Below are 13,313 nucleotides of genomic sequence, written 5' to 3'. Positions count from 1 at the left end.
GATCATGACCGTGTTTCCGCTGACCGGAGTTATCCGGCCGTACGCCTGGGGTTCCCGGACCGCGATCGCCGAGCTGCAGGGCCGCCCCGCTCCCACCGAGGAGCCGGAGGCCGAACTGTGGCTCGGCGCGCACCCCGGTGACCCGTCCACCGTGCCCGGTCCGCAGGGGCCGGTCGAGCTGACCCGGCTGATCGCCGACGACCCGGACGGGCAGCTCGGCGCCGGAGTGGCGAAGATCTTCGGGCCCCGCCTGCCGTACCTGATGAAGGTCCTGGCAGCCGGCGCTCCGCTGTCCTTGCAGGCCCACCCGGACGCCGAGTACGCCCGGGTGGCGTTCGCCCGGCAGGAGGCCGATCCGGGCGCCCCGAAGAACTACACGGACGCCCACCACAAGCCGGAGATGCTGGTGGCGCTCACCCCGTTCGAGGCGCTCTGCGGGTTTCGTGACCCGGGCGACGCCGCCACCGTGATCGCCGGGTTCGGCCTGCCCCGCCTGGACCCGGTGGTGGACGTGCTGCGGGCCGGTGACATCGGCGCGGCGGTCCGGCTCCTGCTCACCTGGCCGGCCGAGGACCGCGGCGCGCTGATCGACGAGGTGGTCACCGCCGCCCTGCCCGGTGACGACTCCCATCAGCTCGCGGCCCGGCTGGCCGGCTTCTACCCGGGCGATCCGGGCGTGCTGGTGGCGCTGCTGCTCAACCTGGTGCGGCTGGAACCGGGGCAGGCCATCTGGATGCCCGCCGGGAACCTGCACGCCTATCTGAGCGGCCTCGGCGTGGAGCTGATGGCGGCGAGTGACAACGTGCTCCGCGGTGGCCTCACGCCGAAACGGGTGGACGTCGACGAACTGCTGCGGGTGCTGCGGTTCGACGTGCTGGCCGAGCCGCTGCTGCCGTCCGTCCCGGTCGCGCCCGGCGTGGACACCTGGCATGTGCCGGTGCCCGACTTCGAGCTGTACCGCATCGAGCTGGACGGCACCCGGCCGCCGATCGAGGTGCCGGCCACGGGTCCGCGGATCGTGTTGTGCGCGGAGGGGACGGTCTTCGCCGGGCAGAGTGATGACGGCACGCCGATCGAGCTGGCGCCGGGGGCAGCCGCCTACGTGCCGGCGAGTGCCGGGGCGATCAAGGTGGCCGGCACCGGCCGGGTATTCGTGGCCGCCGTTCCCGAGTAGAGAATCGGCGATTCCGGCTAGTCTCGATCATTCGGTGCCGGACTCCATTCAGCGCCGGGATCGATGTAGGGATAGTGTGCCTCTGAGCTGCATATTTGTGAGGATTGAGAGCCGTTCCACGTGGTTTTGGGGCGGCTCTTTCGTCTATTCGGTAATCCGTTCTGTCAATCGGTGCGGATAGGTGTTCGCGAGATATTTTTCGGAAGTCGGGACTCGAGTGGCGGATGTGGTCCGTCAGGTGATGGTCGGGGACCGGTCGTGAGGGCGGCTCCAGGAGGCAACCTGTGGATCAAGTCCGAAATTTCGGGAAATTGCTTGACATCACGGTTGCGGAGTGTGAATCTAAGAGCACGCAGCGTCATTGGTGATCGGGGGGTCCCACGGACGCGCGCGGTACCAAACCGGGGGGATGAACGGGGCGGTGGACTCAGGTCTGCCGCCCCGTTCGCTATGCCGGGGTCGAGCTGCTCCGGACGTACCCCAGTGGCTTGATCTCTGAAGGGGTAACCCGCCGGGGTGGATGTGCCGCCTGCAAGTGCAAGACCGCCCGTGCAACTTGCAATCAGGGACCGCCGCGTCGATATGGTGGGGGTCGTGGCGAGGCCGACATCGACAGCACGCCGGGAGCTCGGGAGCGAACTGCGCCGGCTTCGCGGTGAGCGCCGCGCGGTCGACGTCGCGACGGCGCTGGGCTGGTCCGAGTCGAAGCTCAGCCGGATCGAGACGGCGCACACCGGGATCAGCGAGACCGACCTGGACCGGCTGCTCACCCTCTACGGCGTGCCGGTCGAGGATCGCGGGCGGTTCCGCGGCCTGGCCCGGCGCGGGCGGGCCCGGGTGTGGTGGACGCCATACCGATCGTCGGTCCCGGACCCGTACGACGAGTACCTCGCTCTGGAGGCCGAGGCGGTGCGGATCTCCGAGTGGGAGACCCAGATCGTGCCCGGCCTGCTGCAGACCGACGAGTACGCCCGCGCGATCATCGAGGCCGGCGTCGACATCGACGACGCCGCGGTCACCCAGCACCGGCTCGCCCTGCGGATGGCCCGCCAGTCGACCCTGACCCGGGTGCCGCCGCCCCACCTGCGGATCGTCATCGACGAAGGGGTGCTGTTGCGCCAGATCGGTGGGCCCGACGTGCAGCGCCGCCAACTCGGCCGGCTGTTCGAGGCGAGCAGCCGGCCGGAGGTGGAGTTGACGATCCTGCCGTTCGAGGCCGGGGCGCACGCCGGGCTGAGCGAGTCGTTCATGGTGCTGGAGTTCGCGCCCGGCACACGTAACCCGGTGGTGCACATCGAGGGGCTGACCGGCGGTCTCTTCAGGGTGAAGCCCGAGGAGATCGACGTGTATCAGGACGCCTTCGATGACCTGCGGGAACGCTCTTTGTCAGCAGAAGCGAGCCGAACGGTTATCGCTGAGTCGAGGGATCGGCTGGCTCGATGATCTCCAGCGCGTGGGTTCAATGGAGAGGCATTCCACGTTGAAGGAGCACATCATGCAGGACACCACGCTGACCTGGCGTAAGAGCAGTCGCAGTGGCGCAGCCGGGCACTGTGTCGAAATCGCCGAGGTGCCGGCCGCGGTGCTGGTGCGTGACTCGAAGGACGTCGCCGGCCCGGTGCTGGCCTTCGGCAACGGAGACTGGGCCGGCTTCATCGCCGGGATCCGCTCAGGGGAGTTCGACCGGCCCGGCAGGTGATCTCAGACGCGCCACGGGCGGTCCCGAACCGGGGCCGCCCGTACTTCTCAGGACTCGGCAGGGGGTGTTTCCGGTGCTCAGCGATGGTTTCCCGGACAAGATCGGCCCCCAGGTAACCCGAGGATGGGGAGGACAGTGCAATATTGGACCGCATGAGAGCCCGGGTACTGGTCGTCGACGACGATCCCGCTTTGGCCGAGATGCTCGGCATCGTTCTGCGCAGTGAGGGTTTCCTGCCTTCGTTCGTGGCGGACGGTGAACGAGCCTTGGCCGCCTTCCGGGAGAGCCGGCCGGACATCGTCCTGCTCGACCTGATGCTTCCGGGGATGAGCGGCATCGATGTAGCGCGGGCCATCCGCGCCGAGTCGGGCATCCCGATAGTCATGCTCACCGCCAAGAGCGACACCGTCGACGTGGTGCTGGGCCTGGAGTCCGGCGCCGACGACTACGTGGTCAAGCCGTTCAAGCCGAAGGAACTGGTGGCCCGGATGCGGGCCCGGCTGCGGCGGGGCGAGGACGCCGCGCCGGAGATGCTGAGCATCGGCCCGCCGGACAACCAGATCACCATCGACGTGCCGGCGCACACCGTCTCCCGCGACGGCGAAGAGGTCAAACTCACTCCGCTGGAGTTCGACCTGCTGGTGGCGCTGGCCCGCAAGCCGCGCCAGGTGTTCACCCGCGAGGTGCTGCTGGAGCAGGTCTGGGGTTACCGGCACGCCGCCGACACCCGCCTGGTCAACGTGCACGTCCAGCGGCTGCGCGCCAAGATCGAACCCGATCCCGAGCGTCCGGAGATCATCCTGACGGTCCGTGGTGTCGGCTACAAGGCGGGCACCGGCTGATCGCCCCGAGCGGCTAATCTTGCCGCGAGATGCGTGCTCCCTCCTGGCTCCCCATGCCCGTGCGCCGTGCCCTCCGACCGGTGCGGCGCTACTGGCGTGTCCTCGCCCGTCACCTGACGCGTTACACGGCGCCGGCCCGCCGGTCCTGGCGCCGTTCGCTCCAGTTGCGGGTGGTCACCCTGACCCTGGTCGCCTCCAGCCTGCTGGTCGGCACGTTCGGTGGTTTCATCGCCGACCGCAGCGCGGAGATCCTGCTGAGCCGGGCCGAGGACAACGCCTCAGTCGCCATGGACAACAAGGTGGAGTACGCCCTCAAGCAGCTCACCCTCTACCCCCAGGCCCGTGACCCGGAGCTGCCGGGAGCACTCAACGACCTGGTCAACGACCTGTTCGACGGCGACGACGCCGCCCGCGGCACCTCGATCATCTCGATCCGGGCGGAGCGTCATCCCGACCTGCAGGCGGTCGCGGTGCCCAAGGTCGACACCGGGGACCTGATCACGCCGGAGATGATCCGTGCGGTCGCCGGCGACCGCGGCGGCGTCAACCGGCAGATCCGCACCGCCGAGATCAACGGGCAGACCACGAAATACCTGGTCTACGGCTCGCCGGTGCCGACCAGATTCGGTCACGTCGAGCTCTACTACATGGTTCCGCTGACCAGCGAGGATCAGGACGCCAATCTGATCCGGACCACGGTTCTGGCCACCGGCCTGGCCCTGGTGATCCTGCTCGGCGTGGTGGCCGGCCTGGTCACCCGGCTGGTGGTGACCCCGGTCCGGGTGGCCGCGCGGACCGCCCAGCGACTCTCGGCCGGCCTGCTCGACCAGCGGATGAAAGTCGACGGCGAGGACGACCTGGCCCTGCTGGCCGCCGCGTTCAACCAGATGGCCGCCAACCTGCAGCGCCAGATCGTCCGGCTGGAGGAGATGTCCCGCCTGCAGCGCCGGTTCACCTCGGACGTGTCCCACGAGCTGCGGACACCGTTGACGACCGTACGGATGGCCGCTGATCTGATCTTCTCCGAGCGGGAGGATTTCGAGCCGGCGGTGGCCCGCAGCGCCGAGCTGCTCCAGGCCGAACTGGACCGGTTCGAGGAGCTGCTCACCGATCTGCTGGAGATCAGCCGGTTCGACGCCGGGTTCGCCGCCCTGGACGCCGAGCACACCGACCTGGTCCCGATCGCGGAACGGGTCGCCGAGCGGCTCACCGGCCTCGCCGAGCGGGTCGGCGTCGAACTGCAGCTGAACCTGCCGGACGAGCCGGTCATCGCCGAGGTCGACCCGCGACGGGTCGAGCGGGTGCTGCGCAACCTGGTCGGCAACGCGGTCGAGCACGGCGAGGCGAAACCGGTGCAGATCACCATGACGTCCGACGGCGCGGCGGTGGCGATCACCGTCCGCGACCACGGCATCGGCCTGAAACCGGGTGAGGAACGCCTGGTCTTCAACCGGTTCTGGCGAGCCGACCCGTCCCGGGCCCGGCAGACCGGCGGCACCGGCCTCGGTCTGTCGATCAGCGTCGAGGACGCCCGCCTGCACGGCGGCTGGCTGGAAGCGTGGGGCGCGCCCGGCGAGGGTGCCCAGTTCCGTCTCACGCTGCCGGTCCGGGCCGGTGACCGGCTGGTCGCCGCCCCCTTGCCGCTGATCCCCCGGGACCGCACCGCGGAGGTGAGCTGAGATGGTCCGTCGAGCACTGGCCGGTGCCGCCGTCGCCGCGATGCTGCTGGGTGGCTGCGGCATCCCGGACGACTCCCGGGTGACCGAGGTCGGCCCCGGCCCCTCCACCGGCACCTCCACCGGCGACGGCAGTTCGCGCGCCCGGGTCACCCGCGACTCGACGAGCGATCGGCAGCAGTTCGTCACCAACTACCTGCGGGCGGCCGCCGGTGACTACGACGGAGCCCTGGAACGGGTCAAGCAGTTCATGTCCGCGGCCGCGCGCGCCGACTTCAACGCCCCGGCCGCGCCCCGGGTCATCCGGCTGACCGACGTCCCGCTGGTCAACCAGGACCAGGTGACGGTCTACTACGAGCTGATCGGCACGCTGGGCAAGAACGGCCTGCTGGAGCCGACCACCGAGGCCACCGAGGGCCAGTACGAGATGACCCTCGGCGAAGTCACCGGCGACGGCCTCTACGTGACGAGCGCACCGCCGTTCCTGCTGCTCAGCACCACCGCACTCGACGACTTCTACGAAGAGCGGACCATCTACTTCTGGAACACCGAGCACACCGCGCTGGTGCCCGACGTGCGTTACCTGCTCGGTGACGTGCCGGACGAGCAGGAACCGACGATCATCCTGAACTGGCTGCTCAGCGGCCCCGCCCCGTGGCTGCAGGACGCCGTCGAGACCCTGCCGGACGGGACGAAACTGCAGGGCAACGTGCCGGCGATCCGTAACGAGCAGTTGGAGATCGCGCTGAGCGCGCAGGCCGTGCCGACGCAGAACGCCGATGAGGCCCTGGACCGGTTGCGCCAGCAGTTGCAGTGGTCGCTGCGCGGCATGCTGCCGCAGTTCCTGGACCTGAAGATCGGTCACCAGGAGGCCCGGCGCTACTCCGGCATCGACTATCTGGCCAGCAACCCGGCGAGCCGGCTGGTGAGCACCCCGGAGCGGTACGTCGTCTACGACCGCACCATCCGCCGGCTGGCCGAGCGCCGGCTGGCCGACCCGGACCGGGGCACCCTGGACGGGGTTCCGGGGCTCTCCGCCGACGACAACAAGGACGTTTCCCGGGCCGCTCTGAGCACGTCCGGGACACACATGTACGCCGCCCTGGTCACCGGGACCGGCAAGAACGAGCGACTCCGGGTGGGTGGCGCGCCGGCCGGCGAGGCGATCGCGCTGCGGGCTGTCACCGGCCTGCCCTCCGGGATCGGGTACCCGGTCTGGGCGATCACCCCGGACGTCCAGATCGACGGCGCGGTCGGGCTGGTCATCGCGGGCGGCAAACTCTGGCGGTTCCGCGGGCAGGGCGGCCCGGCACAGCAGGTGTCGTGGCCGGGGGAGGCCGGGCCGATCAGCGCGGTCTCGGTCGCTCCGGACGGGCACCGGGTGGCGCTGGTGGTCGGCGGACGCCTCTACCGCGCGGTGCTCACCATCAGCGGCGACGGGCTGGCCCTCACCGGTATGCAGCAGCTCGACCCGCCGCTCAAGACGGTGACCGCTGTCGACTTCAGCGGCGAGGGCTGGCTGACGGTGGCCGGTGAGCGCAACGACAACGGCCGGGTGACGATCACCGACGTGTCGATCGACGGTGCCCTGCAGTCGCCGGTGCTGGCCGACATCGGGCGGGACTCGGTGAGTTACGTGACCTCGTACCCGGCGAACCCCTCGTCGAGCCGGCCGAACGGCGCCTCGGTGCTCTACTCGACCGGGGCCGACGCCTGGGAGGCGCTGTCGACGAGCGTCCCGATCACCGCGGCCGACCTGGCCGGGCCGACCGGGCAGAACCGCGACGGCGTGGTCCCGTCGGCGCCGTTCTTCCTCAACTGAGCATGGTTCTCGCCGAACTCGCCGACCTGGTGCTGCCCGGCGCCTGCGCGGGGTGCGGGGCCGAGCGGATGCGCCTCACCGGTGGGGCCTGCGCGGCCTGTGTGACGGAGCTGGAGTCGCTACGACCGCGCAGTGCGCTGCCGAGCCCGCCACCGGCCGGTTTTCCCGCCTGTGTGGCAGTGGGGAGCTATGCCGGGGCGTTGCGCGGGGCTCTGCTGGCGTACAAGGAGAAGGGCCGGCACCGGCTCGCCCGGCCGCTCGGTGTCCTGCTGGCCACCGCGGTCGCGGAGATCGCGCCGCGGGACCGCCCGGTGCTTCTGGTGCCGGTGCCGTCCACCGCAGCGGCCCGGCGGGAGCGGTACGGCGACCACATGGCCCGGCTGGCGGAGCAGGCGGCCCGCCGGTTACGGGACTCCGGCTGGCGGGTGAACGTGGTGCAACCGCTGCGCGCCCTTCCGCGTCCTGACTCAACGTCACTCAATACATCCGATCGGGCTACCGTGGCTGTCAATTCGCTGCGAATGACGCCCCGAATCGGCAATCTGCGGCGGGACGGGAGATCGCGAGGCACGCTTGTGGTGGCGGATGACATCGTCACCACCGGGGCCACGCTGGCCGCGGTGACACGCCGGTTTGAGGAGGCGGACATGCAGGTCACAGGCGCCGCGGTGCTCGCAGCGACAGAGCTGCGCAAAACTCGTCCCGGCATTTGACGCAACCCTTGACCGGTTCCGCCGATAGAGGCGAAGGTAAGCCTTCCGGGATCCCTAACGAGGGGTGACGGGCAGGCAGAGGCAGGTTAGCGTCTAGGTGACGAGGGTAAGGCGTTCGGACTTACCCGCCACCGGGAGCGCTTTCCGCCGCACCGGAAAGGAGTCGTCTCACTCTCCAGAACCGCGTCTGTTGACTGATCGCGACGCGGCGGTTTTCACCCAGTTGGCGGCTGCGCCGGGCTTCGGCGCCCGCAAGCACAAACGTTGGGGGAGGTCACGAGTGGACATTGTCGTCAAGGGCCGCAACGTAGAGGTTCCCGACCACTATCGAGAGCATGTCGCCGAGAAGCTGAGCAAGGTCGAGCGTTACGACCAGAAGCTGATCAGGGCCGACGTGGAACTCTTCCACGAACGCAATCCGCGGCAGTCCGACACCTGTCAGCGTGTCGAGATCACGGTCATGACCAAGGGGCCGGTCGTCCGGGCTGAGGCCCAGGCACAGGATTTCTACGCAGCTCTGGACTGCGCGATAAACAAACTCGACGCCCGGTTGCGCCGTTCCGCCGACCGGCGCCGCGTGCATCGTGGGCGGCACGCGCCGGTGTCGGTGGCCGCCGCGACCGCGAACCTCCCCACCGACCTGACGTCCGGGCGCACCGCGACCCTGACCAAACCGGACCTCGACGCCGATCCGATCGAACACGACGATGGCCAGCCGTGGCGCATCGTCCGGGAGAAAGAGCACTCGGCCGAGCCGATGACCGTCGATGACGCCCTCTTCCAGATGGAGCTCGTCGGCCACGACTTCTACCTGTTCCACGACAAGGAGAGCGGGCGGCCCAGCGTCGTCTACCGCCGCCGTGGTTACGACTACGGCATCCTCAGCCTAGGCATGTGATCCGTTCTCGCCGGAGGCCTGCATCAGCAGGTCTCCGGCGAAGAGCACATAGAACAGGTCGTCCAGCCGGGTGCCGTCCGGCCCGGGCAGCCGCAGCCGCTGGTACGCCTCCCGGGTGAAACCGGCCTTCTCCAGCACCCGCTGCGAGCCGATGTTCGTCGGCAGCACGCCGGCCACGAGACGGACGATGTCGGTCTCGGCGAAGACCCAGAGTGCCAGCAGTTGCGCGGCCCGGGTGGTGAAACCCTTGCCCCGGTACGCGGGGAGCGTGCTGTACCCGATCATGGCCTGGGACAACTGCGGCTCCTGGTAGTACAGGCAGATCTCACCGGCCGGCTCACCACTGGCCAGGTCGACGATGACGAGATCCGCCCGGTTGCCCGCCAGCCACTGCGCCTCGGCCCGGGAACAGCGCCGGCGGATCTCGTCCGGGCTCTTCGGCTCGGCCGGCACGCTGGTGGCGATCACATCCGGGTCGCTGTGCAGCTCGGTGTAGAAAGCGGCGTCCGTGATTCTCAGCGGCCGTAGCCCGATCACGCCGTCGGACAGTTCCCCGCCGGGCAGATCCGGCAGCAGGCGCGGTGCCGGCTCCTCCGGGTCGCCGCTGAGCCGGGAGTAGACCAGCAGCTCGGGGTTGCCACGGCGGACCGCCTCGCGGGTGTAACCGGCGGCCAGGGCGACCCGCTGGGCCGCCGTGTCGTCCCACTCGATCCGCATCTCCAGCCGGTCGCGCCGGGTCAGTGTCGCGCGGCTGAACTCGCGCACCGCGGCGGTCGCCACCCCCTTCCGCCGGGCTTCCGGGACGACCTCGAAGGTCAGGATCCCGTGTTCGAGGCCGATGCGCCCGAGGATGTCGCCGGTGGGCCCCTCGATGATCGTGTCGCCCTTCCCGTCGTTCCTCAGGCGGATTTGGCTGCCGGTACCCGCGTCTTCGGGGCTTACTTCAGTGTTCTGATCCACATGGCCCATCCTCTCCGGGACGCGCCCGGCCATCAAACATCTTTCGAAGAAGCCGAAGGCTGCGCTGTCAGCGAACTTCCGGGAGTCTTTCGCCCTCTTTGCGTGCTTCCCCGGAGGCCAGGGTCACAGGTCCCGGGCGAAGGTGCCTACGATGGTTCGGCAGACTGTCTAGGGGAGCGTTGACCCGTGTCGATATTGGAAAAGATTCTTCGCGCCGGCGAAGGCCGTATGGTGCGACGGCTCAAGGCGATCGCGGACGCGGTCAACTCGATCGAGGACGACTATGTCGATCTCACCGACGACGAGTTGCGCGAATGCACCCAGCAGTTCAAGGAGCGCGCCGAAGAGGGTGAATCACTCGACTCGCTGCTCCCTGAGGCCTTCGCGGTGGCCCGGGAGGGCGCCAAGCGGGTGCTCGGCCAGCGGGCCTACGACGTGCAGCTGATGGGTGGAGCCGCCCTGCACTTCGGCAACATCCCGGAGATGAAGACCGGTGAGGGCAAGACCCTGACCGGCGTGTTCCCGGCCTACCTCAACGCGTTGAGCGGCAAGGGCGTGCACATCATCACGGTCAACGACTACCTGGCTCAGCGTGACGCCGAGTGGGTCGGCCGGGTGCACGGCTTCCTCGGCCTCACCGTCGGCGTCATCCTGCCGAACCGGCCGGCCGCCGAGCACCGTGCCGCCTACGAGTGCGACATCACGTACGGCACGAACAACGAATTCGGTTTCGACTACCTGCGCGACAACATGGCCTGGTCGAAGACCGAGCTGGTGCAGCGCGGCCACAACTTCGCGATCGTGGACGAGGTCGACTCGATCCTGATCGACGAGGCCCGCACCCCGCTGATCATCTCCGGCCCGGCCGAGCACTCGGCCCGGTGGTACGGGGAGTTCGCCCAGATCGTCGCCCGGCTCCAGCCCGGCAAGGACGGCGAGGGCGACTACGAGGTGGACGTCGCCAAGCGCACCGTGGCCATCACCGAGCGCGGCGTCGCCAAGGTCGAGGACCGGATCGGCATCGACAACCTGTACGAGTCGGTGAACACCCCGCTGGTCGGCTACCTGAACAACGCCATCAAGGCCAAGGAGCTGTACAAGCGGGACAAGGACTACATCGTCAGCCCCGAGGACGAGGTCCTGATCGTCGACGAGTTCACCGGCCGCATCCTGCACGGCCGTCGCTACAACGAGGGCATGCACCAGGCCATCGAGGCGAAGGAGGGGGTGGAGGTCAAGCAGGAGAATCAGACCCTGGCGACGGTCACCCTGCAGAACTACTTCCGCCTGTACGACAAACTCGGCGGCATGACCGGTACAGCGCAGACCGAGGCCGGCGAGTTCAACAGCGTCTACAAGGTCGGCGTCGTGTCGATCCCGACGCACCGGCCGATGATCCGCATCGACCACCCGGACGTCATCTACAAGACCGAGCGGGCCAAGTTCAACGCGGTCATCGAGGACATCGCCGAGCGTCACGCCACCGGCCAGCCGGTCCTCGTCGGCACGGTCTCGGTGGAGAACTCGGAGATCCTCTCCACCCTGCTGCGCCGCCGCGGCATCCCGCACAGCGTGCTGAACGCGAAGTACCACGCGCAGGAAGCCACGATCATCGCCCAGGCCGGCCGGAAGGGCGCGGTCACCGTCGCCACCAACATGGCCGGTCGTGGTACGGACATCCTGCTCGGTGGTAACCCGGACTTCACCGCCGCCGCCGAACTGAGCCAGCGCGGCCTCGACCCGGCGGAGAGCCCGGAGGAGTACGCGAAGGCCCTCGAAGAGGTCCTGCCCGAGGTCAAGAAGGCCACCGTGGTGGAGGCCAGCGAAGTGCAGGCCGCCGGCGGTCTCTACGTGCTCGGCACCGAGCGGCACGACTCCCGCCGCATCGACAACCAGCTCCGCGGCCGGTCCGGCCGGCAGGGTGACCCGGGTGAGTCCCGGTTCTACCTGTCGCTGCAGGACGACCTGATGAAGCGGTTCCGGGCCGGTGCTGTCGAAGCGGTCATGGAGCGCTTCAACATCCCCGAGGACGTTCCCATCGAGTCGAAGATGGTGAGCAAGCAGATCCGCAACGCGCAGACCCAGATCGAGGCGCAGAACGCGGAGATCCGCAAGAACGTCCTCAAGTACGACGAGGTGATGAACAAGCAGCGCACCGTCGTCTACGCCGAGCGCAAGCGGGTGCTCGACGGCGAGGACATGCACGAGCAGGTCACCCACATGATCGACGACGTGATCGCGGAGATCGTCACGGCGGCGACCTCCGACGGTTACGCCGAGGACTGGGACCTGGAGCAGCTCTGGACCAACCTCCGCCGGCTCTACCCGGTCAGTGTCACCATCGAGGACGCCGTCGAGGCGTCCGACGGGGAGAAGGGCACGGTCGACGCGGAGTTCCTCAGCAAGCGGCTGGTGGAGGACGCGCAGGCGGCCTACGCGGCCCGCGAGGAGGAGCTCGGCTCGGAGGCGATCCGCGAGCTGGAGCGTCAGGTGCTGCTCGCGGTCATCGACCGCAAGTGGCGTGAGCACCTTTACGAGATGGACTACCTCCAGGAGGGCATCTCGCTGCGGGCCTACGCGCAGCGTGACCCGGTGGTGGAGTACCAGCGCGAGGGCTTCGACATGTTCCACCAGATGATGGAGGGCATCAAGGAGGAGGCGGTCGGTTTCGTCTTCAACCTGGAAGTCCAGGTCGAAGAGGCACCCAGCGTCACCGTCGACCCCAGCCAGGCCTTCGCACTGCCCAAGGTCGGCGGCGACGTCGAGCCGGTGCCGGACGACGACCAGCCCGAGCGGGTCGAGGTGCACGCCAAGGGCCTCGGTGGTCCCGGCCGCCCGCAGAACCTGCAGTACACCGCGCCCACCATCGACGGTGAGGCCGGCGCGGGCAGCCCGCAGATCCGCCAGGAGCAGGCCCCGGCCCAGCCCGGTTCCGGGGGCTCCCCGGTCCAGATCGGCCCCGGCGGCTCCCCGGTCCCGGCGAGCCCGGCCCACACGAGTGCCGCCCGCCCCCGGCACTCCGCCGACCAGTCCGAGTCGAACGGCCCGTCCCGCAACGCCCCGTGCTACTGCGGCTCAGGCCGAAAGTACAAGCGCTGCCACGGATCCCCCGGCAACGCCTGATCCACCCTCCAGCACTTCCTGAACGGCCCGCAGGGACCGGCGCAAGCCACCCCCGGCGGGCCGTTCGCCTTCCCACCCACAAACCCGGTCACCCCGCGCCTGCCCGCCCACCCTGCGCTTGCCTCGGCCATCCCGCGTTTGCCTCGGCCAACCGCGCCTGCCCGCGCCTGCCTGGGCCACTCCGCGCTTGCCTGGCCACTCCGCGCCCGCCGCCGGTGCGCGGCCCGCCGCTCGACCGCCGCCGCTCGACCGCCTGCCGTCCGCTGCCGCCTGCTGCCCGCAGCCTGCTCGCCGTCCCTGCTCGTCCGGCTTCTGCCCGCCTGCCCGCAGCTTCTTTGCCGTTCGCTGATCGCCTGCTGCTTGTCGCCGCTTGCTCGGCGGCTGCCTGTGGGTGCCCGACCGCTGC

10 protein-coding genes are annotated in these 13,313 nt (G+C 69.4%); 9 read left to right on the top strand and 1 reads right to left on the bottom strand.

Going from position 1 to position 13,313, the window contains the following annotated elements:
* Positions 1-4: 4 nt before the first annotated feature.
* From manA to hpf, 8 genes are all read left to right on the top strand, one after another.
* Entirely contained in the window at positions 5-1,174 is a 1,170-nt protein-coding gene (manA, locus tag BLU81_RS28830) for a mannose-6-phosphate isomerase, class I (protein WP_373873361.1), read from the top strand.
* A gap of 594 nt (positions 1,175-1,768) precedes the next feature.
* Entirely contained in the window at positions 1,769-2,617 is an 849-nt protein-coding gene (locus BLU81_RS28825) for a helix-turn-helix domain-containing protein (RefSeq protein ID WP_092557792.1), read from the top strand.
* A gap of 52 nt (positions 2,618-2,669) precedes the next feature.
* A complete protein-coding gene (locus BLU81_RS28820) occupies positions 2,670-2,873 on the top strand; it encodes a DUF397 domain-containing protein (protein WP_092557790.1) in 204 nt (67 codons plus the stop codon).
* Between the two features lie 152 nt (positions 2,874-3,025).
* On the top strand, positions 3,026-3,715 hold the full coding sequence (gene mtrA / locus BLU81_RS28815) for an MtrAB system response regulator MtrA (protein WP_092548107.1): 690 nt from the start codon (positions 3,026-3,028) through the stop codon (positions 3,713-3,715).
* A gap of 53 nt (positions 3,716-3,768) precedes the next feature.
* On the top strand, positions 3,769-5,394 hold the full coding sequence (mtrB, locus tag BLU81_RS28810) for an MtrAB system histidine kinase MtrB (RefSeq protein WP_092557788.1): 1,626 nt from the start codon (positions 3,769-3,771) through the stop codon (positions 5,392-5,394).
* 1 nt (position 5,395) lies between these two features.
* On the top strand, positions 5,396-7,213 hold the full coding sequence (locus tag BLU81_RS28805; RefSeq protein ID WP_092548105.1) for an LpqB family beta-propeller domain-containing protein: 1,818 nt from the start codon (positions 5,396-5,398) through the stop codon (positions 7,211-7,213).
* A 2-nt stretch (positions 7,214-7,215) separates the two neighbouring features.
* The gene (locus BLU81_RS28800) at positions 7,216-7,926 is read left to right on the top strand and encodes a ComF family protein (protein ID WP_092548102.1); all 711 of its coding nucleotides are present in this window, start codon (positions 7,216-7,218) and stop codon (positions 7,924-7,926) included.
* A gap of 280 nt (positions 7,927-8,206) precedes the next feature.
* Complete coding sequence (gene hpf / locus BLU81_RS28795) at positions 8,207-8,824, top strand: ribosome hibernation-promoting factor, HPF/YfiA family (protein WP_092548099.1); 618 nt, start codon at positions 8,207-8,209, stop codon at positions 8,822-8,824.
* Here the strand turns inward: hpf and BLU81_RS28790 are convergent.
* A complete protein-coding gene (locus tag BLU81_RS28790) occupies positions 8,813-9,784 on the bottom strand; it encodes a GNAT family N-acetyltransferase (RefSeq protein ID WP_231953564.1) in 972 nt (323 codons plus the stop codon). The genes hpf and BLU81_RS28790 overlap by 12 nt on opposite strands.
* A 186-nt stretch (positions 9,785-9,970) precedes the next feature.
* Here BLU81_RS28790 and secA point away from each other — a divergent pair, with 186 nt between their 5' ends.
* Positions 9,971-12,907 carry a preprotein translocase subunit SecA gene (gene secA, locus BLU81_RS28785; protein WP_092548093.1) on the top strand — a complete coding sequence of 979 codons (2,937 nt, stop codon included), beginning with the start codon at positions 9,971-9,973 and terminating at the stop codon, positions 12,905-12,907.
* Positions 12,908-13,313 lie beyond the last annotated feature (406 nt).

The organism is Actinoplanes derwentensis (assembly GCF_900104725.1).
Taxonomy (GTDB): Bacteria; Actinomycetota; Actinomycetes; order Mycobacteriales; family Micromonosporaceae; genus Actinoplanes; species Actinoplanes derwentensis.
Note: the sequence above shows the minus strand (reverse complement) of the source record. Positions and strands in the feature narration are given on the sequence as shown.

What these genes read in the sequence shown, in the direction of transcription:
- manA (WP_373873361.1), top strand. Translation starts at nt 5, where the DNA reads ATGACCGTGTTTCCGCTGACCGGAGTTATCCGGCCGTACGCCTGGGGT.
- BLU81_RS28820 (WP_092557790.1), top strand. Translation starts at nt 2,670, where the DNA reads ATGCAGGACACCACGCTGACCTGGCGTAAGAGCAGTCGCAGTGGCGCA.
- mtrA (WP_092548107.1), top strand. Translation starts at nt 3,026, where the DNA reads ATGAGAGCCCGGGTACTGGTCGTCGACGACGATCCCGCTTTGGCCGAG.
- mtrB (WP_092557788.1), top strand. Translation starts at nt 3,769, where the DNA reads ATGCCCGTGCGCCGTGCCCTCCGACCGGTGCGGCGCTACTGGCGTGTC.
- BLU81_RS28805 (WP_092548105.1), top strand. Translation starts at nt 5,396, where the DNA reads ATGGTCCGTCGAGCACTGGCCGGTGCCGCCGTCGCCGCGATGCTGCTG.
- BLU81_RS28800 (WP_092548102.1), top strand. Translation starts at nt 7,216, where the DNA reads ATGGTTCTCGCCGAACTCGCCGACCTGGTGCTGCCCGGCGCCTGCGCG.